The sequence below is a fragment of the Nocardia sp. NBC_00508 genome (assembly GCF_036346875.1).
Taxonomy (GTDB): Bacteria; Actinomycetota; Actinomycetes; order Mycobacteriales; family Mycobacteriaceae; genus Nocardia.
Genome location: NZ_CP107852.1, coordinates 4,964,619 through 4,985,419, shown reverse-complemented (window position 1 = coordinate 4,985,419; position 20,801 = coordinate 4,964,619). Strand labels below are relative to the sequence as shown.

Annotated in this window: 15 protein-coding genes; 9 read left to right on the top strand and 6 right to left on the bottom strand. The window is 68.6% G+C overall.

What is annotated here, in order from left to right; translation table 11 throughout:
- Nucleotides 1-261: 261 nt before the first annotated feature.
- Entirely contained in the window at nucleotides 262-2,013 is a 1,752-nt protein-coding gene (gene ctaD / locus OHA40_RS22135; RefSeq protein ID WP_330228802.1) for an aa3-type cytochrome oxidase subunit I, read from the top strand.
- On the opposite strand, the gene OHA40_RS22130 is transcribed toward ctaD, so the two are convergent.
- Nucleotides 2,010-2,498, bottom strand: a complete 489-nt coding sequence (locus tag OHA40_RS22130) for a hypothetical protein (RefSeq protein ID WP_330228801.1) — start codon at nucleotides 2,496-2,498, stop codon at nucleotides 2,010-2,012. The two genes, ctaD and OHA40_RS22130, sit on opposite strands and share 4 nt — an antisense overlap.
- Nucleotides 2,499-2,535: 37 nt before the next feature.
- Complete coding sequence (locus tag OHA40_RS22125) at nucleotides 2,536-4,980, bottom strand: AAA family ATPase (RefSeq protein ID WP_330228800.1); 2,445 nt, start codon at nucleotides 4,978-4,980, stop codon at nucleotides 2,536-2,538.
- 430 nt (nucleotides 4,981-5,410) lie between these two features.
- On the opposite strand from OHA40_RS22125, the gene OHA40_RS22120 reads away from it, so the two are divergent.
- Genes OHA40_RS22120 through OHA40_RS22105 form a run of 4 tightly spaced genes read left to right on the top strand, consistent with a single transcriptional unit; the run spans nucleotide 5,411 to nucleotide 12,883 of the window.
- Complete coding sequence (locus OHA40_RS22120; RefSeq protein ID WP_330228799.1) at nucleotides 5,411-8,263, top strand: SWIM zinc finger family protein; 2,853 nt, start codon at nucleotides 5,411-5,413, stop codon at nucleotides 8,261-8,263.
- Complete coding sequence (locus tag OHA40_RS22115; protein WP_330228798.1) at nucleotides 8,260-9,360, top strand: ATP-binding protein; 1,101 nt, start codon at nucleotides 8,260-8,262, stop codon at nucleotides 9,358-9,360. The genes OHA40_RS22120 and OHA40_RS22115 overlap by 4 nt, the downstream gene beginning before the upstream one ends.
- On the top strand, nucleotides 9,357-11,714 hold the full coding sequence (locus OHA40_RS22110) for a DUF5682 family protein (protein WP_330228797.1): 2,358 nt from the start codon (nucleotides 9,357-9,359) through the stop codon (nucleotides 11,712-11,714). Before OHA40_RS22115 ends, OHA40_RS22110 begins: the two co-directional genes overlap by 4 nt.
- Nucleotides 11,715-11,728: 14 nt before the next feature.
- Nucleotides 11,729-12,883, top strand: a complete 1,155-nt coding sequence (locus tag OHA40_RS22105) for a VWA domain-containing protein (protein ID WP_330228796.1) — start codon at nucleotides 11,729-11,731, stop codon at nucleotides 12,881-12,883.
- A 330-nt stretch (nucleotides 12,884-13,213) separates the two neighbouring features.
- Here OHA40_RS22105 and OHA40_RS22100 read toward each other — a convergent pair whose 3' ends face one another.
- The gene (locus OHA40_RS22100) at nucleotides 13,214-14,032 is read right to left on the bottom strand and encodes a phosphatase PAP2 family protein (protein WP_330234319.1); all 819 of its coding nucleotides are present in this window, start codon (nucleotides 14,030-14,032) and stop codon (nucleotides 13,214-13,216) included.
- A gap of 346 nt (nucleotides 14,033-14,378) precedes the next feature.
- Between OHA40_RS22100 and OHA40_RS22095 the strand changes: the two genes are divergently transcribed.
- Nucleotides 14,379-15,029 (top strand): hypothetical protein, encoded by a 651-nt coding sequence (locus OHA40_RS22095; RefSeq protein ID WP_330228795.1) that lies wholly within the window; start codon nucleotides 14,379-14,381, stop codon nucleotides 15,027-15,029.
- A complete protein-coding gene (locus OHA40_RS22090; protein WP_330228794.1) occupies nucleotides 15,026-16,009 on the top strand; it encodes a nucleotidyl transferase AbiEii/AbiGii toxin family protein in 984 nt (327 codons plus the stop codon). Before OHA40_RS22095 ends, OHA40_RS22090 begins: the two co-directional genes overlap by 4 nt.
- Before the next feature lie 16 nt (nucleotides 16,010-16,025).
- On the opposite strand, the gene OHA40_RS22085 is transcribed toward OHA40_RS22090, so the two are convergent.
- Nucleotides 16,026-16,847 (bottom strand): SDR family NAD(P)-dependent oxidoreductase, encoded by an 822-nt coding sequence (locus OHA40_RS22085; RefSeq protein WP_330228793.1) that lies wholly within the window; start codon nucleotides 16,845-16,847, stop codon nucleotides 16,026-16,028.
- Between the two features lie 86 nt (nucleotides 16,848-16,933).
- On the opposite strand from OHA40_RS22085, the gene OHA40_RS22080 reads away from it, so the two are divergent.
- Nucleotides 16,934-17,557 (top strand): TetR/AcrR family transcriptional regulator, encoded by a 624-nt coding sequence (locus OHA40_RS22080; RefSeq protein WP_330228792.1) that lies wholly within the window; start codon nucleotides 16,934-16,936, stop codon nucleotides 17,555-17,557.
- A 315-nt stretch (nucleotides 17,558-17,872) separates the two neighbouring features.
- On the opposite strand, the gene OHA40_RS22075 is transcribed toward OHA40_RS22080, so the two are convergent.
- On the bottom strand, nucleotides 17,873-19,459 hold the full coding sequence (locus OHA40_RS22075) for a DHA2 family efflux MFS transporter permease subunit (RefSeq protein ID WP_330228791.1): 1,587 nt from the start codon (nucleotides 19,457-19,459) through the stop codon (nucleotides 17,873-17,875).
- A gap of 93 nt (nucleotides 19,460-19,552) precedes the next feature.
- On the opposite strand from OHA40_RS22075, the gene OHA40_RS22070 reads away from it, so the two are divergent.
- Nucleotides 19,553-20,017 (top strand): MarR family winged helix-turn-helix transcriptional regulator, encoded by a 465-nt coding sequence (locus OHA40_RS22070; protein ID WP_330228790.1) that lies wholly within the window; start codon nucleotides 19,553-19,555, stop codon nucleotides 20,015-20,017.
- A gap of 130 nt (nucleotides 20,018-20,147) precedes the next feature.
- Here the strand turns inward: OHA40_RS22070 and OHA40_RS22065 are convergent, their stop codons facing one another.
- Nucleotides 20,148-20,783 (bottom strand): hypothetical protein, encoded by a 636-nt coding sequence (locus tag OHA40_RS22065; RefSeq protein WP_330228789.1) that lies wholly within the window; start codon nucleotides 20,781-20,783, stop codon nucleotides 20,148-20,150.
- Nucleotides 20,784-20,801 lie beyond the last annotated feature (18 nt).

The window sequence follows — 20,801 nt, the reverse complement described above, 5'->3', positions numbered from 1 at the left end:
GGCCGCACGACGCACGCCCGGCGGGTGCCACAAGCCCCCTGCGCCGGAGGTGATCGTCCAAGCGCAGGACCGCGCCCCGTTTCGGGCGGTTTCAGAGTTCTGTTCGGTTGCTCAACCCGGCGACTACCGCCGGTCCCGGTGAGATAGCAATTTTGTTGGTCCTTTTTCGCCGGGGTGCGGAGTACCGCGAACGGAACTGTGATTTGCTTCATATGAGCCGTCGGATTGGTCCTGGGTCTGAGATGCGTTTCAGGAGGATCGTTGACTGATGTAAAGCCCCGATCAGCGCCTCCAGTGGAGGCGGTGCGTCCCTATCCGGCACGGCTGGGCCCGAAGGGCTCCTATATCTGGAAGATGGTGACGACCACCGACCCCAAGGTGCTCGGCATCATGTACCTGACCACGTCGATGGCCTTCTTCCTGATCGGCGGCCTGATGGCGCTGTTGATGCGCGGTGAGCTGGCGCGGCCCGGATTGCAGTTTCTCTCCACCGAGCAGTTCAACCAGCTGTTCACCATGCACGGCACGATCATGCTGCTGTTCTATGCCACGCCGATCGTGTTCGGCTTCGCCAACGTCATCCTGCCGCTGCAGATCGGCGCGCCCGACGTCGCCTTCCCACGGCTGAACGCGTTCAGCTACTGGTTGTATCTGTTCGGCGCCAGCATGGCCACCGCCGGGTTCACCACCCCGGGCGGCGCGGCGGATTTCGGCTGGACGGCGTATTCGCCGCTGACGGACATAGTGCATTCGCCGGGCGTGGGGGCGGATCTGTGGATCATGGGCCTGGCCGTCTCCGGTCTGGGCACGATTCTGGGTGCGGTCAACATGCTGACCACCGTGATCTGCCTGCGCGCTCCTGGCATGACCATGTTCCGGATGCCGATCTTCACCTGGAACATCGCCGTCACCGCCATTCTGGTGCTGCTGGCCTTCCCGCTGCTGACCGCGGCGCTGATGGCGGTGGCCTTCGACCGGCGCCTCGGTGGCCACATCTACGACCCGGCAACCGGCGGGGTGCTGTTGTGGCAGCACCTGTTCTGGTTCTTCGGTCACCCCGAGGTGTACATCATCGCGCTGCCGTTCTTCGGCATCGTCTCGGAGATCTTCCCGGTATTCAGCCGCAAGCCGATCTTCGGTTACACGACCTTGGTGTATGCCACCCTGGCCATCGGGATGTTGTCGATCGCGGTGTGGGCGCACCACATGTACGCCACCGGCGCGGTGCTGCTGCCGTTCTTCTCGTTCATGACTTTCCTGATCGCGGTGCCGACCGGTGTGAAGTTCTTCAACTGGATCGGCACCATGTGGCGCGGTCAGCTGACCTTCGAGTCGCCGATGCTGTTCTCCATCGGCTTCCTGGTGACGTTCCTCTTCGGTGGTCTGTCCGGCGTCATCCTGGCCAGCCCGCCGCTGGACTTCCACGTCACCGACTCGTACTTCGTCGTGGCGCACTTCCACTACGTGCTCTTCGGCACCATCGTGTTCGCCACCTTCGCCGGTATCTATTTCTGGTTCCCGAAGATGACCGGGCGCATGATGGACGAGCGCTTGGCCAAGTGGCACTTCTGGACCACGTTGGTGGGCTTCCACACCACTTTCCTGGTGCAGCACTGGCTGGGCGCCGAGGGCATGCCGCGCCGCTACGCCGACTACCTGCCGACAGACGACTTCACGCTGCTGAACACGGTCTCCTCGATCGGCGCGTTCGTCTTGGGCGCGTCGCTGCTGCCGTTCCTGTGGAACGTCTTCAAGAGCTACCGCTATGGCGAGGTCGTCACCGTGGACGACCCGTGGGGTTACGGCAACTCGCTGGAGTGGGCCACCACCTGCCCGCCGCCGCGGCACAACTTCTACGAGCTGCCGCGCATCCGGTCCGAGCGTCCCGCCTTCGAGCTGCACTACCCGCACATGATCGACCGCATGCGCGCCGAAGCGCACGTCGGCTGGGGTACGACCGTCCACGCCGCGGCAGTGGCCGAGAGCGAGACCAGTGCGGGCCGAGCCGACTAGTCCCGGTGTGCCTCGACGGCTGCCAGCTCCGCGGCGAGCGCGAGGGTCTGTTCACGCCAGCGCCGCAGGTCGGTGACGCTCGGCGCCAGTTCGTAGTCGTGGTGGTGCGCGGCGCGCGACAGCGCCGCCCACAGCACCGCAACCCGCGCCGCCGCGTCCGGTCCGGCGAAGGCGCGCAGCGCGATCAGCTGCGCCCGCATCGGGCAGCGGATCAGTGCGGGCGCCAGCCGCAACCACAGTTCGTCGACGGCCTGCTCGAGAGCGATCCGCAGAATCCACGCCGTCGCACGCGACCACAACCCGCCCGCGTCGGTCACCGATCCGGCGAGCAGCAGATCCACCGTCTCCAGCCGCTCGGCCACCGAAGGATGATTCCCGCGCGTGCGACGCGCGCCGTTCTTCGGGCCGCGCTGCCCGTGCCGGGACGCGCGCCCGCCGCCCGCGTGGCCACGGCGTGCGCCCGCCGGGCGACGCCGCCCGCTCATGCCCGCACCTCGCTCGCGCTCGGCTCCGGCACGGGCCTCACCGGGCCAGCCACGCGACGAACTTCTCGGTCTCACCGATCAGCTCGCGCATGTCCCGCCCGATCGGCACGTGCGCGCCCGCCGTGGCGTCGCGCAGTGCGTCCACCACCCACCGTCCTTCCCGCGCGATGAGATTCTTGTTCAGATCGTCCACCTTGCTGCCGACGCCGAATACCGCCAACGCCACCTTCGCCCTGGTGGAGTGCGCGCCGTCGATGTGGCGTTCCACCTCGCGATGGTTCATACCCGCGGCGAGCAAGGTGCGCCTGGCCCTGGCCAGGCTGGCCGCCTCCACCGCGGAACGGCAGCACGTGGCCACCAGTTCGTCGGCGATCGCCGCGGGCAGCTGCGGGGTGCGTACCAGCGCGCGGGCGTCGTCGAGGTAGCGGCGGATCGGGTCGCTGGAGACCCGCACCTCGACCACCGAACGATCGCGCCGCTGCACCTCGAGTACGGTCGCGTCGAGCTGCATCCGCCGCACCGCCTCCGCGAGGCGCTCGTCGTGGGTGAAGACCACCACCTGACGACTCCACGCGACCGTCGCGAGCACCTGGGCCAGACCGTCCACCTTGGCCGGGTCCATCGCCTGCACCGGGTCGTCGATCATGACGAAACGAAACGGGCTCTCCTCCACCGTGGCCCGCGGCAAGAACAGCGAAAGCCCGAGCGCGTGCAGCTCGCCCTGGCTCATCACGCCCAGGGCCGCGCCGTCCACCTCGTCCACCGTCACGTCGAGCAGCACGCGACGCGCAGTGCCCGCGTTGCCTTGCAGACGGATCGCGCCCAGCTCGACATTGCTCTGCTGCCGCAGCGTGCGCCACACCCAGCGGGCCGTGGTCTCCAGCGGCGTCATGCGCTCGCCGCGCAGGCCCGCGGTCGCCGACTTCAGCCAGTCCTCGGCTTTCTTCACCGTGCGCAGTTCGGGCGCGTATGCGGCGACCTCGCGCGCGCCCTCCAACCAGTTCGCGATCCGCGGGACCAGCGGCGTCCACACCTCGTCCAAGCGGTCGAGTTCCTTGCGGGTGCCCTGTTGCAGCAGGTCGAGCTCGTCGACCAACCGGGCGTGCGCGCTGCGCAACCGGCCGGGCAAGGCCGGGGTGTAGTCGGTGGTGGTCAGTGCGGCCCAGTCGGCCCAGGCCTCGCGCACCGCCGCGGTATCCACGGACGGCGGATTGCGCGGATCGAAATCCAATTCGGCCGGGACGAGTTCCGGGAGAGACCGCGCGGCCCGCACGGCGTTGCCGAACTCGATTCGCGCGGTGGTGAGCGCGTCGACACGGGCGGCGAGACGCTCTATGGCGGAGTCGGTGTCGCGCGCCCAGTTCTCGTCGAGCGCGCCGCGGCCGCACACCGGGCACGGACAGGTCCCGCTCGCCGCCTGGTGCTCCCGCGCCTTGCGCAGCAGCTCGAGCACGCGCAGATCGGCCTCGGCGTCGGCGGTGGCGCCTTTGGCGAGGGCCGAGCCCCAGGTCTCCAGACGGGTCGCCACTGCCTGCACTTCCGCGTCGGCGGGCAACGCGAGCCGCACGATCGCCCGCAGGCCGTCCCGTCCGGCGGGGTCGTCCACCGAACCGAGCACCTCTCGGCCGATGGCGGCGAGATCCGGCTGAGCCGGACGCAGCAGACCGGCCACCCGCACCGCCCGGTCGTCGGCGACCGAGGCGAGCAGCTCGAGCAGTTCCAATCGTTCCTGACGCGAATCCCGGACGGCACGTTCCAGCTCCAAGCGCCGCATCCGGATCCGTTCCTGCGCCAGGGTGAGCTCGTCCAGCCCGAGCAGCTGGTGCAGCGCGTCGAACAGGTCGCTCGGCTTGCCGTCGACCAGCGCGCCGAGTTCGCTGTAGGACAGGAACGGGCGGTAGAGCTCGAGCTGTGCCGCCCACCGATCGGTGTGGAATTCCGTTGGCGGGCCGGGTGCATACCGCTGGGTCCACTGCGCGTCGGACAGGTCAGCGTCGGCGGCCCATTCTTTGGCGATGGTCAGCTGCGGCGCGTCGCCCGCCGTGAGCAGCTCCAGTTCGATGCGGGCCGCCGCTCCGTCGTGCAGGTTGCGCCACCCTTCCCGCCAGGCCGCCGAACGACCGTCCCAGCGACGGTTCCCGCCGGTCAGAGCCAATTCGGCGGCCTCGGCGAAACTGGATTTGCCGCTGCCGTTGCGGCCGACCACGAGGGTGAGACCGGGACCGGGCGGCAGCTGCAGCGTCGTCTCCGGCCCGATACCGCGGAAGCCGCGCACGCGAATCGCGTTCAAGAAGATTCCGGAGTGCTCGAATGCCTTTGCCGCGTCATCGAATTCGGCTGGCCCGAGGGCGCGCAGCACGCTGCGCGTGACCGAAGGGGTCACCGCGGGGTCCTCGGCGAGACGCCTGGTCACCACATCCGATAGCCGGGGCGGCGCATCGGAAGGACCGCCGGCCTGGACGGCATCGGGATCCATGCGCATGCGAAAACCCCTCCACCATCGAGCCGCCACACGTCCTCCGACCCCGTGCGCGGCGCCTTGTCGAAGCTGTGCGAAACGCTACCCGATCGCGCCCGAATCGCCCACCATGCGGTGCGAATCTGCCCGCGGGGATGGATATGGTCATCGAAACGCCTGCGCCGTGCCTCGATGTCCACCCCTCGCGCCAACCCCGGCGGGCAGCTCGATGGTGTCTTCACCCGTCCGGGTGGCTCGGTCGAGCCGAACAGGACAGGATGCCAGAGCACATCATCCGGCGCAACATTTGTCCTGCCGGCGAATGCGGCACCGAGACAAGCGGTTCCGCGCGACGTGGCACCGCTCGCGGCACCTGTCGGTGCGCTGCGGTAGAAATCCGGTCAACCGAGTAATGAAGGAAGGCGATGAGCCACCACCGAGCTGGAGCCGTCCGATGACGACGCCGTGGACCGAAGACCAGGTCGCGGCGCTGGCGCCGGACGCGAGCTCGCTGTCGGCGGCACGCAAGCTGGTGGGCCGCTGGCGCGAGAGCGGGCAGCACGGTGACGCGCTCTGGGGGCGTTGCCAGGGCAGCGGCGCCACCCCATATCAGACGATCGTCGATCTGTCGGGGCCCGCGTATCGATGCTCCTGCCCGAGTCGCAAGTTCCCGTGCAAACACGCGCTGTCGCTGTTGCTGTGCTGGGCCGCGGGTGAGGTTCCGGCCGTCGCGCAGGTCGCGGACTACGCGGCGTCCTGGATCGGCGGCCGCGCGGCGCGTTCCACCTCCGCGGGCCGGTCCCGCACCCCTAACCCGGCGACTGCCGAGCAGCGCGGCGTGCGCGTGACCGCTGGGCTGGAGGAACTCGACGTCTGGCTCGGTGATCAGGTCCGCACCGGGCTCGCGCAGAGCGACCGCTCGTTCCGCGCGTTCGAGGGCATCGCCGCCAGAATGGTCGACGCGCAAGCCCCCGGCCTCGCCTCGGCCCTGCGCCAGCTGCCGGCTATCACAGCCACCAGGACCGACTGGCCCGACGTCGTGCTGCGCGAGTACGCGCGGATGCACCTGCTGGTCGCCGCGCACCGGCAGCTCGACGCGGCGCCGCCCGCGCTGCGGGCCAGCATTCGCACCCACATCGGCTACCCGAACCCGGCCGAGGCGGTGCGCACCGAACCGCCCGTGCGGGACCGATGGATGGTGTTCGGCCTCCGGATCACCGAGGAGGAGCGCCTCTACACCCGGCGCACCTGGCTGTACGGGCGCGCGACCAGGCGCTGGGCGTTGATCGTCGACCATTCCTTCGGTTCCCCGAGCTTCCCCGCCGACCTTCCCGCACTCGGGCAACTGGCCGACGCCGAGGTGCATTTCTATCCGGGCGCCGCGCCGCTGCGGGCGCTCTGGGGCGAACGGCACGGCCCCGCCGAATTCTTCACCACGCTGCCCGCCGCCGATCGGCCCGCCACGATCGCTGCCGCGCTGGCCGATCACGCCGCGGCGCTCGGCGCCGATCCATGGCTGCGGTCCTGGCCGATGCTGCTGGTCGACGTGGTGCCCGCGCGGACCGACCAGCGCTGGTATGTCACCGAATCCGATGGCACAGCGCTGCCGATCCGAGCCACCGAGGACCCGTGGACGCTGCTCGCCGTCTCCGGTGGACATCCCGTGACGGTGCTCGGCGAGTGGAACGCCGACGGGCTGGCACCGATTTCGGTGTTCGCCACAGCGGAGGTGATCGACCTGGCGCGCGCCGACCTGCTCGGACACGACGTGCCGCGATCTCCCGCCGGGCAATCCACGAGCGCGGATCTGACCTCCGCAGCCCTGCTGGGCACCGCGCGCCGGACACCGGATCGCGCCGCGCTGGCGCCTTCGATAGCGCGAGCGGTGGAACGGTTATCCGCCGACCCAGCCTTTCGGCTTCTCGAATCCGCCGCTCTCCAGGACCTCTTCACCCGCGGCGGGGTCGCGCCCGCCACCGCGACCGCACCCGAGCCCGCGGCCGACGACGCCCGGCGGCTGCTGCCGCGCCCGGCGGCGGCGCGTCTGGCGCGGATGTTGCGGGAGCGCTCGGCTTTCCTCCCCGAGTGGTTCGACGCGGCGGCTCCGCAGGACTATCGGGCCCCGGACGCGCTGTGCGAGCAACTGCTCGAGCACGCGAAGATCAACGCCTCCCTGCGCGAACCGCTGCTGCGCTTGGCGGGCGCGCGCGGCAGCTGGCTGGCGGCGCAGCATCCGGAATGGCGCGCTCTGGTGCGGCAGCCCACCGCTTCCGCGGATATCTGGCAGTTCGGGCAGCCGCCTGAGCGGCGCGACTGGCTCGCACGGCTCCGGCGCGACGACCCGGACGCGGCCAGGGCACAGCTCGCGGCGGCGTGGCCGAAAGAATCCGGTCCGATCAAGACCGAACTGCTCGCCGTGCTCGCCGACGGACTCGATCCGGCGGATGAACCACTGCTGGAGACGGCGCTGGACGACCGGCGCGCGGACGTGCGCCGCACCGCGGCCGGACTGCTCGCACTGCTGCCGGAATCGGCGTTCGCACAGCGCATGCGCGCCCGGGCGAGCGCGTGGGTCCGCGTCGAGCACCGGCTGCTGCACACAAATCTGGTTATCGCGCTGGCTGATACGCTCGACGCCGCCACCCAGCGCGACGGGATCACCGACCGAACTGTCGAATTCGCCTACCGCTGGAACGGCACGCCCGACGTGCCCGCGGCCTGGCTGCGGCAGATGGTCGCGGCGACGCCGCTGCCCCACTGGACGGATCTGCTCGGCTCACCCGAGCAGGCGGTGCGGGCCACCATCGAGGACCGGTTCCGGCAGCCGGTCTTCGACGGCTGGGTGGATGCCGCACTGGCCCAACGGGATTCGGCATGGGCACGAGCGCTCTTCGAGGCGGGCGTGCCGACCGACCTGGCCATGCTGCGCAGACGGGAGCTGTTCGCGCTGCTGCCGCTGCCGGACCGCACGGCGCACCTCGGGCGATTGGACGGTTCCTGGCTGTCCGAGATCGAGGCGCTGCTGCCCGCGATGGGGCATCCGTGGCCGGAAGCGCTGGCCCAGCATGTGGTCCTGCTGCTGTTCGAACGGGCGCGGGCGGCGGCGCGTCGCCCGGACGCGCACGGCGTCTCCCCGAACGCGCACCGGTCGCTGCTCGCATCCGCCGCCGTCCACCTTCCCGTCCCGGCGGCGGCCACGCTGTCGTCGGTGGCCCGCCGATGCGACGATCCCGCCTGGGAGCGGGCCTTCGACCAGCTCGCCCACGACCTCAACCACCGCTCGATGATGCTCGAGGAGTTGCAGTGACCACCACCGAACCGAACCCGGACCTGCTGCGCCCGCACGCCGAACAGGCGTACGCCGACGAGCTGCGCGCCCTCGCCGCCGCCGACGACCGGCCCCGCCCGCCGTCCTGGCGGCTGTCGCCCTGGGCGGTGGTCACCTACCTGCTCGGCGGCACCCTCGACGACGGAACCGTGATCACTCCGAAGTACGTCGGCCCACGCAGGCTCGTGGAAGTGGCCGTCGCGACGCTGGCCACCGACCGGGCGCTGCTGTTGCTCGGCGTTCCCGGCACCGCCAAAACCTGGGTCTCGGAACATCTTTCGGCTGCGATCAGCGGTTCGTCGACGCTGTTGGTGCAGGGCACCTCGGGCACGGCCGAGGAGGCGATCCGGTACGGCTGGAACTACGCGCGGCTGCTCGCCGAAGGACCGAGCGAGGGTGCGCTGGTGCCCTCGCCGGTGCTGACCGCCATGCGCGCCGGCGCCATCGCCCGGATCGAGGAACTCACCCGCATCCCCTCGGACGTGCAGGACGCGCTGATCACCATCCTGTCGGAGAAGACGCTGCCGGTGCCCGAACTCGGCACGGAGGTGCAGGCCGCCAAGGGCTTCAACGTCATCGCCACCGCCAACGACCGCGATCGCGGCGTGAACGAACTGTCCTCCGCGCTGCGCCGCCGATTCAACACGGTGGTGCTGCCGCTGCCCGCGAGCGAGGACGAGGAGGTCGCCATCGTCAGCAGGCGAGTCGAGCAGCTCGGCTCCGCCCTGGAACTGCCCACCGTGCCCGCCGCGGCCGAGGAGGTGCGGCGGGTGGTGCGGGTCTTCCGCGAGCTGCGTTCCGGCAGTACGGCCGACGGCCGGACCAAACTCAAATCGCCGTCGGGGACGCTGTCCACCGCCGAGGCGATCTCGGTGATCACCAACGGCATCGCGCTGTCGGCGCATTTCGGCGACGGCGTACTACGCGCCTCCGATATCGCGGGCGCGGTGCTCGGCTCGGTGATCAAGGACCCGGTGGCCGACACGGTGGTGTGGACGGAGTACCTGGAGGCCGTGGTCCGCGAGCGGCCGGACTGGTCGGACTTCTACCGCGCCTGCCGTGAGGTCACCGGGTGAGACCCGAATCCCCGCCGGTGACCAAGGTTTTCGGTATCCGGCACCACGGCCCAGGGTCGGCGCGTTCGCTGCGCCTGGCCCTGGAGGCGTTTCGTCCCGACGTGATTCTCATCGAGGGGCCCGCCGATGCCGATCCGCTGGTGGGGTACGTTGCGGCCGACGGGATGACCCCTCCGGTGGCCCTCCTGGCCTATGTCCCCGACACCCCGGCCAAAGCCGCGTTCTGGCCGTACGCAGTGTTCTCCCCCGAATGGCAGGCGCTGCGGTACGCCGTGGACAACGATGTGCCCGTCCGATTCTGCGACCTGCCCGCCACCATCACGCTCGCGGTCGACGACGAGCCCGGCGACCGATTCGATCCGCTCGCGGCACTGGCCGAGGCGGGCGGCTACGACGACGCCGAACGCTGGTGGGACGCGGTCGTGGAATCGGTGCCCGACGCCGACGCGTTCGATCCGATCACCGAGGCGATGGGCGCGCTGCGCGAGTCCGCCCAACGAGCCGACGACGACCCCACGCGCGATCCATCAACGCACGGCCTACCCGCCCACGACAATCCGACACCGGACGAGTCGGCGGATGCCGCAGCGACGGAGCCGGATTCGGTCGCGGAGGCGCTTGCCGAGACCGACCTCGTTCACCGGCCACCGTACGAGCCGATCACCCTCGACGCGCACACCCTGCGGCGCGAGGCGTACATGCGCCAGACCATGCGCAAGGCGCTGAAGGATGGGGCGACGCGGCTGGCGGTGGTGTGCGGCGCATGGCACGCGCCTGCGTTGACGGGCGGGCTCGGCCCGGCCGCGCCCGATGCCCGGCTGTTGAAGGGACTCCCGAAGACCAAAGCGCGGCTCACCTGGGTGCCCTGGACGCACTCGCGGCTGTCCACATCCTCCGGGTACGGCGCCGGGGTCACCTCACCGGGCTGGTACCACCACCTGTTCACCGAGACCGAGCAGCCGATCGCCCGGTGGCTGACCAGAGTCGCCGGTGTCCTTCGCGCCCACGATCTGCCCGTCTCCAGCGCACATGTCATCGAATCCGTCCGTCTCGCAGACACTCTCGCTGCGCTGCGCGGGCGGCCACTCGCCGGATTGTCGGAGGTCACCGAGGCGACCCGGTCCGTGCTGTGCGGCGGCGACGAGACCATGCTGCGGCTGGTGGTCAGCGAATTGGTCGTCGGTGAAGCACTCGGCGCCGTGCCGGAGCACACCCCGACCGTGCCGCTGGAAGCGGACCTGCGCGCCACGATCCGTTCGCTGCGCATGAAGCAGGAGCCGCTGGCCCGCACCATCGACCTGGACCTCCGCAAAGAACGCCAGGTCGCGCGCTCGCGCCTGTTGCACCGGCTACGCGTGCTGGAGATCGACTGGGGCACGCTCACCACAAGCGACGTCCGCAGCACCGGCACCTTCCGGGAAACCTGGACGCTGGAGTGGCACCCCGAGTACGCCATCTCGATCATCGAGGCGTCCCGCTGGGGCACCACTATCCGCACCGCCGCGGAGACGAAGATCCTCGACACCGCCAGCAGCGCCGACCGCACCGTCGGCGAACTCACCGCCGCACTCGAGGTGGCCCTGCTCGCCGATCTCGGTGGCGCGACAGACGGACTGATCGCCCGGCTGGAGTCCGCCGCCGCACTCGACCACGACGTCACCCACTTGCTCACCGCGCTGCCCGGCCTGATCCGGACCCTGCGCTACGGCGACGTGCGCGGCACCGACACCAAGGCGCTGGCCCACGTCGCCGACGGACTGCTGGTGCGCATCTGCGCGGGCTTGCCCGCCGCGGTCACCGGATTGGACACCGATGCCGCCACCGAGCTGCGCACGCTGCTCGACGCGGCGCACACCGCCATCCACACCAGAGATGACAGCTGGGCCACCGGAGAATGGCTGGCCGCCCTGCACCGCGTCGCCGACCGCGACGACGTGCACGGCGCCCTGGTGGGACGCGCCGTCCGCCTGCTCGCCGACGCGGGCCGCATCGACGACGCCGAATCCGCGCGCAGGCTCTCCGCGGCCCTGTCGGTGGGCAACCCGGCCGCGGCCAAGGCGGCCTGGATCGACGGGTTCCTCGGCGGCCGCGGACTGCTGCTCGTCCACGATCGAGAGTTGTTGCGGCTCATCGACGACTGGCTGCGCGGCCTCGGTGACGACACGTTCGTCGAGACGCTGCCCCTGCTGCGCCGCACCTTCGGTGCGTTCGAATCAGGCGAGCGTCGCGCGATCGGCCGGGCGGTGCGCGACGGCGGGTCCGTCGCCGCCACATCGACCAGCGCGGGTATCGACCCGGACCGCGCGACTGTCGCGGTCCGCACCGCCGCGGAGATCTTGGGGGTGAAGTTGTGACGCCGGAACACGGGATGACCGACGAAACACACGCCAGGCGTTGGCGATTGGTCCTCGGCGCGGCGGCGGAGGAAGGGCTCGGCGGGCTGGGTTCCAGCGCGGACGCGGCAATGGACCGGGCGCTGTCTGCGCTGTACAACACGGACGAGCCGTCGCCAGGAAAGCGCACGGGCGGCTTGCAAGGCTCGGCGCCGCGCGTGGCCCGCTGGCTCGGCGACATTCGCAGCTACTTCCCTTCCACCGTCGTCGAGATCATGCAGCGCGACGCCGTGCAGCGGCTCAACCTGACCCAGTTGCTGCTGGAGCCGGAGCTGCTCGAAGCGGTGGAGCCGGACGTGCACCTGGTCGGCACCTTGCTGAGCCTGAACCGGGTGATGCCCGAGACCACCAAGGCGACCGCGCGCATGGTGGTGGAGAAGGTGGTGCGCGAGATCGAGCAGCGCATCGCGGCGCAGACCGTCGCCGCGGTCTCCGGCGCGCTCAACCGCGCCGCCCGCGTCAGCCGACCGAGGTTACGAGATATCGACTGGGACCGCACCATTCGCAAGAACCTCGCCACCTACCTGCCGGAGCATCGCACCGTAGTGCCGGAACGCCTGGTCGGCTACGGCCGCAAGGCGCAGGCGGTGCGGCGCGACGTGGTGCTCGCCATCGACCAATCCGGTTCGATGGCCGCCAGCGTCGTGTACGCCTCGGTGTTCGGCGCGGTGCTGGCGTCCATGCGATCGCTGCGTACCTCCCTGGTGGTCTTCGACACCGAGATCGTCGATCTCACCGACAAACTCGACGACCCGGTGGAGGTCCTGTTCGGCACGCAACTCGGCGGCGGCACGGACATCAACCGCGCCCTTGCCTACTGCCAGTCCCTGATCACCCGCCCCGCCGACACGCTGTTCGTCCTGATCTCCGACCTCTACGAGGGCGGCATCCGCGACGAGATGCTGCGCCGCGTCCACGCGATGCGGGAGTCCGGGGCGCAGATCGTCGTGCTACTCGCCTTGTCCGACGACGGCGCCCCCGCCTTCGATCACGAGAACGCCGCTGCCCTTGCCGCCCTCGGCATCCCGGCTTTCGCCTGTACTCCCGACAAGTTCCCCACCCTTCTGGCCGTGGCCCTCGACCGCGGCGACGTCCAGTCGTGGGCCAACGCCAACGCCGCGCACCACTAGCCGAATGTTGCGGTCGAGGAGGGTCGGCCCCGTGATCGCGGTGTGCACGTCCTCCACTTGCACGATGGTCGAGGCGTCGGCATCGACCGATCCGCATGTCGTGCGGATCGCCGATGCCGATCGCCCTGCACTAGCTTCGGTCAGCCGGTGAAGCCCTCCAGGAAGGAGAAGACCTGGACGGCGAGGTTCAGCAGGGTGTTCAGGATGGTAATCGGCTCCATGACAACTCCTTGTCGGGGCTGGCAAACAGGACGGCTAGGCGATCGTACGCGGATAGGGCGGCTTTCCACGCGATCGCCACCGGCGTGTACCGGGTCGGTTATCTGCTGCTCAGCACGCCTTCCGCGGAACAGGACCCATAACGCCCCATGCGGTGGCCGCAGCAGGAACCACGAAAGGATGCAGCGCGGCGGACAAGGTCAGCAACAAGACTGCAACTATTGCATCGAGCCAGTAATGGTTGGCCGTGCCCACGACCACGAGCAGGGTCAGCGCCGGGTGAGCCAGCGCAATCCAGCGCCAGCGCGTGCGGGTGGCGGCGACCATCGCGAAGGCGAGCAGCAGCGCCCAGCCGACGTGCAGCGACGGCATGGCGGCGAACTGATTCGACAGCCCGCCGGAATCGACCTCGCCGTAGACGGATTGGCCGTACACCGCGGCCAAGTCCACGAAACCCCGGTCGGGAAGCATTCGCGGCGGAGCGAGCGGGACCATGATGTGCACCAGCAGCGCCGCCCCGGTCATAGCCACCATGAGGTTCCTGGTCCAGCGGTAGTGCTCGGGCCGAAACACCCACAGCCACAACAGAACAGCGACGGCAGCGGTGAAATGTGCACTGGCGTAATAGAAGTTGGCCGGAACGGCGAGAAAGTCACGATCCAGGAACAAACTCTGGACCGTCCGCTCTCCCAGGAAACCGAGCCGTTCCTCGAACCCCAGCACACCGTGCGCGTTCGCCATCGCGCGACCGGTGTCGTCAGCGGTGACCAGTCGCCCGGCGCGATAGCCGAGGTAGAGCACCGTGATCAGCCCGAGCTGACCCATCGCCTCCACACCGCGACCGCGCACGGCCGCAAGAATTCGTTCGACGATCCCACCCGGCGCGAACTGGAGTCCGGCACCAGGACCACCGAGACCTACCGCAACCATCACGCGACCTCCTTCCCCGTTGAACCAGGCCGTTTTCAAGCATTAAATGGAGTGATAACCTCCGTTTAAGCTAGTACTACCGACCGGACAACTTCAGCAAGATGTGATGGGGCGAACACGCACCCGGCGAAAGATCGAATTCGCGTGCCGCAGCAGCGAATTCGCGATAAATGTCGCCCAAGTTCGGCCGCGCGGCCATCCGGGGTAGCGGACGCTTCGTGTCGGGTCGAGCAGTCCACCGCAGAACATCCGCATCAGCAGCCCGCACTGGCTCTCAGCCGACGAGCTTCCCAATGATGGTGTCGGTTGCCTCGATGAGGCGTGACGGTCTGGCTATGTTCGATTCATGGTGATCGAACATCAGTTCGCCGGGGATTTCGAGGTGCACCTGACCGTGCGCCCGCCTTCCGACGAATCGCGGTTGGTGGAGTGGGCCGCAGACCGCGGCCTTCGTTACACGCGGATCGTGCTCGATCGTGGAAGCGTGCCGGACCAGCCGATGCTCACGTTCACTGTTTCGGGGATGCTCGCCGACGCGAATCAGGTGGTCAAGGATCATGCTCGCGCACTGAGAGCGGCCGGTTTCGCTCTGGTTCGCGCCAAGATCGAGGCGAGTCCGTTCAACGAACAGATTCCGCAGACGACCGAGCAGGTGGTCGCGCTACCGACGGGCTGTTACTTCGAGCATCATGTCAAGCTCGTCCTGGGCGGTGAGGCGGATGTGCTGCGCGTGCGAGCTCTCGCCGAACCTCATGCCGCGCATGTCTCACGCAATGCCCGCCGCTCGGCGAGTCACGGCCGACACGAACGGTTCGTGACGCAGCGGGCCCATGACGTCGTCCTGTCCGAAGCCGGCGGCCGGCTCGAGGCTCTCCTGGCGGATTTGGCGGCCGCGGGGTTTTCGGCGATCGAGGTGGAGCGGGAGTTCGTCGTGTACGACGATCACCCGGGACTCGATGCGGGGTGGATCACCGAATCACCTGTTGTGGCGCCATGATCGTGGACGAGGATCACCGCGCGGCGCTGGATCATGTGCTCGCTCTTGTCGCCGGTGCGGCGTGGGGCGCCGGGCTGGTGCTGCGCGGCAGCATGACGCTGCAAGCGTGGGTGGGCGACCGGGCACGACCTCCGGCCGACCTGGATTGGATCGTGCCGACGCTGTCAGCCGACTTTTCCGACCCGCTCGATCCCTTCCCGTACGTCGATGACATCACTTGGGTGCAACAGTGGCCCGAGGCAGCCGCCGGGGCCGCTCGATACCGGATGTGGACCGAGGAAGAGTTCGCCACATTCGGCAGCCGTCCGGCACTGCCCCCGGAGGGCCTGCGATGGATTCGGGCCGAGGAGGGGTGGATGCGGAATGACCCGCATTCGGTGGCGCTGGAACTGGTCGAGGCGATACGAGACGATCCAGATGCGGGCCGCGGTGTCGTACTCGATGCCGATGGCGCCGACTCTGACGCGAAGTGGGGCTACTCCTACGGATATGACACTCCCGGCGTGCGTCTGCTTGTGCCGTGGTACACCGACAGCCTGGAATCGGGTGCGATACAGCTGGATTTCGCCGCCGAGGAAACACTGCCCGACGCACCGGTCTGGACGGCCATCCCGCGCGGCGACGGCGGTCCGCCCACACCCGCGATCACCGCAAGCCGTGAGCTGTCACTGGCCTGGAAGCTGCTGTGGCTGCACACCGACTCGATGGAGAAGAACTGCGCCGCAGGCAAAGACCTCTACGACGCCGTAGTCCTCGCCGAATGCCCACAGACACATCTGACACCTCGGCTGCTCGGTAAGGTGCTCGGAGACCACGCACACGGATTCGGCCCGGAGACGATCCGCCGCTGGCGAGTCGACTGGGACGAATTCGCCGTCACCCACTGGGCCTGCTACGACATGGACATCGACTTCGACCCGGACAGCTGGCTCGAACGGCTCGCGCACGCATTCTCAGCGTCGATCGCCGGATCCGGCTGAAGCGGAAGAGGAGGCATCAGAGGACCTCCTCGACGGCAGAAGCAAGGCGTGCAGCGTCATCCTCGTCGTGGGCACCGACGGTGAGCGGGCGTGTCCTGGTGCCGCGGTAGGCGGCTCGACCCGGTTTCGGGGTATCGATGATGCTGATGATCGGCTGGATCGCATCGTCGGGACGTTGACCCGCCAACGACCCCAGAACCGCGGCAGCGACCTTCATGCCCGTCCCCACTTCGCCGGCGAAGCTGGAGCGGACCAACCGGGTGGGTCCCCAGGTGACGTAGCCGAGGTCGGGGTTCTGGTCTGTGGCGAGGATTCCGAGCAGTTCGTTGGCTCGGCGCTGCTGAGCGTTCGATCGCTTGAAGGTGAACCCGTCGACCATCTCCAGATCGTCGAAATCGATGGCGCCCGCGCGGGCACCCGGGACAGCGGTGTTCACGATGACCGGCCGGTCGCTCGCGCGCAGCAAGTCGGCGAGTTGCGTGACGAACAGGTACTTGCTGAGGAAGAACAGCGACCAGGACGCCTCGTGTCCTTCAGGCGTGGGGTGTCGGCGCTGTCGGATGAATGACGCCGCGAGAACCAGCGCATCGATGCGTTCGTGGTGCTCCTTCAGTTGGTCGACCACGCGGCGGCTTTCCTCAACGAGGGAGAGGTCGGCCGCGATGAACTCAGCGCTGGATGGCGCCGAAGGGGACTGGCTCGCCGTGTCTGCAAGCAGCGCGTCGAACTTGGCGCGGCTACGTCCGATCACCACCACTCGTTCTCCCGCTGCGAGGTAGTGGCGCGCCAATGCGGCACCCATCCCGTCCGTACCTCCCGTGACCACGATCGTCCTCATGACACACTCCCACCATTCCGGAACCTATGTTCCGGAACAGCGTACATCAAGGCGGAACGCATGTTCCGAATTGCTAGGCTGACGGCATGACAGAAGGGCGGAAGCAACGGCGCGACGCTGTGGCGAACAAGGAACGCATCCTGAGCGCCGCAGAAGACGCGTTCCGGCACCATGGCCTTTCCGTCGACATGCGTGCGGTCGCGTCAGCAGCCGGAGTCGGAATCGGCACGCTGTACCGTCACTTCCCCACCAGGGAAGACCTCGTGCAGGCCATCACCGGGTCCGACATCGCTGACCTCGCCGTCGCACACCTCCCGGATCGGGCTTCGGCGATCGACGGACTGCGAGAGTTCTTCACGAGCACGCTGACTCAACTCGGCGCCAACAAGGCCATGATCGACCTACTCGCGGGCGCATCACCCTCCGATTCGGATCTCGAGCGATGCTTCGCCCATCTGAGAACCGTCGGTCGCGAAGCCATCGAGCGATCCGCCACCGACCGGACCCTCGCCGGGGACGTGACCGCAGACGACATCGCCTACCAGTTGCTCGGCCTCATCCGTATCGCGCAGCTCATCCCCGAGCCGGGCGCGATCGAGCATCAGGTCGAACTCACGCTGCGCGGGCTGGCGCCTGATGCCCCGTCAACGTGCCCGCCGGTCGAGCCGTCATCGGTACCCGTCACGAACGTCCCACCCCGCAACAGCTAGTCACCACATCAGATGGAACCAGGCGCGCCGCAGGCACGTCGAAGACCAGTATCGGATGGGACCGCACCGGCCGATACCGCCGCCTGCAGCCGATGCGGGCCGATCTCACCGCAGCCGTACCCGAAATCGTCGAGGAAGAGTCGGCGGCCGATCGTCACGTTGCCATAGCTCCGAGACCTGGAGCCCGCCCCATCAATTCGAAGAAACCTGTAGGAGGCAGGAAGCGACGCGGCAGAACCAAATGACCGAAATTGGTTCGCCGCGTTCGCTGTCACAGCCCCGCGTGGTTCGGGAATCTTCTCCCTGCTCTGTCGATCACGATGGGTCCGGTACCGGTTCCTTCTCCTCGGGCACGGCGGCGGGCATGAACACCGTGGTGACGAGGGCCAGGGCGAGCAGACCCGCGCAGATGTAGGCGGCGAACCCCACGCCGGAGGTCATCGCTTCACGGGCCGCCGTCGCTGCTTCGGCGGTACGGGGGTCGGCGGCGAGGGCGGGGATCATCGATCCGGCGCTGTCGGTCACGGCCCCGGCGAGGCGATCCCGGTCCTCGGTGAGCCGGTCGCGCAGTTCCGAGTCCATGGCACTGAAGAAGACCGTGGTGACCACCGCGATGCCGAGCGCGGAACCCAATTCCCTTGCCGCGCTTTGCAATCCCGAGCCCTGTCCGGCTCGTTCGGCGGGTACGTCCGCGAGCACGACATTGGTGACCTGCGCGGTGGCGAAGCCGACGCCGATGCCATACACGAAGAGGGCGAGGGCGATCGGCCACCAGGTGGTGTCGATTGCCGCGAACAAGCCGAGCAGCATCAGCCCGGCGGCTTCGAGGAATAGGCCTATGCGGACCTGGGCGAGGGCGGACACCGAGGCCGTCATGGAGAAGCTCGCACCACTGGCGAAGAAACTGCCCACCGCCAGCGGAACCAGCGCCAGCCCGGCCTGCAGCGCGCTGTAGTCCAGGGTGAACTGCAGCCACAGTGGCAGTACGGCGATGATGCCGAATTCGCCGAGGCCGACGACCAGCGTCACGATATTGCCGTTGCGGAACGAGTCGATGCCGAAGAGCCGCACATCCATGAGCGGTTCCGCACCGGCTCGCGCGAGGGCGTCCTGCCTGCGCCAGAAAGTCAGCAGAGTCACGGCCGCGAGAACGAAGGCGATCAGCACGGGGGATGGCCCGCTCGACCAGGTGAATCCGGTGATCGAGAGCGGTTCGGTGGTCAGGATCCAGCCGTGCGAGCGGCCCTCGATCAATGCGAAGGACAGCATTCCCAAACCGAGCGCCGAGAGCACCGCGCCGATGCCGTCGACCCGGCCGCGGACGCGGGGTGCGGTGGGCAGGTAGACCGATACGCACACCATGATCACGACGACCAGCGGGATATTGATGCCGAAGGCCCAACGCCAGGAGAAGTCGGCGAGCCAGCCGCCGAGCAGTGGGCCGACTGCTGCCGCCGCGCCGATGGTCGAACCCCAGACCGCGAAAGCGCGGCCCCGCGCCTGGCCGGTGAAGGTCGCGTTCACCAGGGCCAAAGAGGTGGGCAGGATCATCGCGCCACCGATGCCCTGAAGGAATCGTGCGCCGATGAGCAGCGCGCCATTCGGCGCGGCGGCGGCGAGCAGGCTGGTCACGCCGAAGACGACGAGCCCGAGCAGAAACAGCCGACGCGCGCCGTACAGATCGGACAGCCGCCCGGTGAGCAGCAGCAGGGCCGCGAAGACGATGGCGTAGGACTCCTGGATCCATTGCGCCTCGGTCGAGGTGATGGACAGGTCCGCGATGATCGGGGCGACGATCACATTGACGATTGTCAGATCCACGACGATCAGGGCCACGCCGAGCGAGACGGCGATCAGGCCCAGCCACGAGCGCAAGGGTGGGGCGGTAACTTCAGTCGGCAATGTACCTCCATCATAAAGCATCTTTGTGGTGAAGGTATATTGACACACGGTAGGTTGTCAATCCGGAACCCGGTCAGGACAGGAGGCGCGGCGATGGCACGGCAATCAGCGAATGACATTGCGGCACAAAGGCAACGACTGGTCGAGGAGCTCCGGGCCTATGGCGCGAGCTTCACCGAACTCGGCCGCCGCTTCGCCGAGGTCCTCGGCGTGCACTCCACCGACGCCTTCGCACTGCTGGAGATCACCGCGGCCGAGGAAGCGGGTGCGCCACTACAGCCCGCCCTCCTCGGTAGGCGCATCTCCCTGTCCTCGGGAGCGATGACCGCATTGCTGAACCGCTTGGAGCGGGCCGGCTACATCACGCGCAGCCGCGAGCACACCGACCGGCGCGTCGTCACCTTGCGCAGCAACGCGAAGGTCAGGGAACTCGGCGAGGACTTCTTCGGCTCGATCAACCAGCAACAGGACGCCGTCCTCGCCCGATACCCGCCCGAACTGCTCCGCCAGTTCGAGACTATTCTCGGCGATCTGCGCGCCACCATCGAAAACCATTGAGCCCGAACCTCATCGAGCCGCACAGCCGCTCGTCGAGCCCGCAGCGATGATCGCAGCTGAGTCTCGTCGAGCTCGCAAAGAGAAGACGAATCCGCAGGAGAACGTCCGGGTGTAGAGGTGAGTGCCGTGATCAGAGCCGAGGCGACCTGACCACCACGCACGGCGTGGTCAGCAGGGCGGAATCGGTGGCCAGCCCGGAAGCGACAAGAGCGGCCGCGGCGAGATTCAGGACGTGCGTGTCAGCGATGTCCGACCGGATACCGCCGGTGGCGGCGCGGCGTTCGAACTCCTCGGCGGCTGCTCGCGCATCGGAGATGTGCGGATCGATGGCAGTGCGATCTTTGGAGCCCGCCGACACGAACGCCTCCCAGATCAGCAAGTCGAGCGAGCCGCTGAGCAGACCCCATGCGTCCACCCCGGCCCGTACCGGGCGGTCGAGCATCCCGGCGAGCCTGTGCACCACGTACGAGGCCTGCTGTACGCCGAACGCGAGCGCGATGGTTCCCGCGCCCGCGCACCAGGGACGCCCGGCCTCACCGACTCGCTGCCGCCCGAGCCCGCCCACCGCCGAAGGGTTCGGGATGAACAGGGGCGCTTCGAATCCCAGCGCGACCGACCGGCCTTCGTCCAGGTCGGCCGCAAGACCGGTGACGAGGTCGTCCAAATCGTGACCGCCGCTCGCGTCGATTCCGGCGATTCGCCACCAGCCGACGTTCGCCAGCTTGCCGACATCGACCGCGGCGACGACGAGGTTGTCGGGCGACATGACAGCACCATAGTCCGG

Coding starts and splice junctions, on each gene's coding strand:
- OHA40_RS22065 (WP_330228789.1), bottom strand. CDS start 20,783: ATGTCGCCCGACAACCTCGTCGTCGCCGCGGTCGATGTCGGCAAGCTG.
- OHA40_RS22085 (WP_330228793.1), bottom strand. CDS start 16,847: ATGAGGACGATCGTGGTCACGGGAGGTACGGACGGGATGGGTGCCGCA.
- OHA40_RS22120 (WP_330228799.1), top strand. CDS start 5,411: ATGACGACGCCGTGGACCGAAGACCAGGTCGCGGCGCTGGCGCCGGAC.
- OHA40_RS22130 (WP_330228801.1), bottom strand. CDS start 2,498: ATGAGCGGGCGGCGTCGCCCGGCGGGCGCACGCCGTGGCCACGCGGGC.
- OHA40_RS22095 (WP_330228795.1), top strand. CDS start 14,379: ATGGTGATCGAACATCAGTTCGCCGGGGATTTCGAGGTGCACCTGACC.
- OHA40_RS22125 (WP_330228800.1), bottom strand. CDS start 4,980: ATGCGCATGGATCCCGATGCCGTCCAGGCCGGCGGTCCTTCCGATGCG.
- OHA40_RS22070 (WP_330228790.1), top strand. CDS start 19,553: ATGGCACGGCAATCAGCGAATGACATTGCGGCACAAAGGCAACGACTG.
- OHA40_RS22105 (WP_330228796.1), top strand. CDS start 11,729: ATGACCGACGAAACACACGCCAGGCGTTGGCGATTGGTCCTCGGCGCG.
- OHA40_RS22100 (WP_330234319.1), bottom strand. CDS start 14,032: ATGGTTGCGGTAGGTCTCGGTGGTCCTGGTGCCGGACTCCAGTTCGCG.
- OHA40_RS22080 (WP_330228792.1), top strand. CDS start 16,934: ATGACAGAAGGGCGGAAGCAACGGCGCGACGCTGTGGCGAACAAGGAA.
- OHA40_RS22090 (WP_330228794.1), top strand. CDS start 15,026: ATGATCGTGGACGAGGATCACCGCGCGGCGCTGGATCATGTGCTCGCT.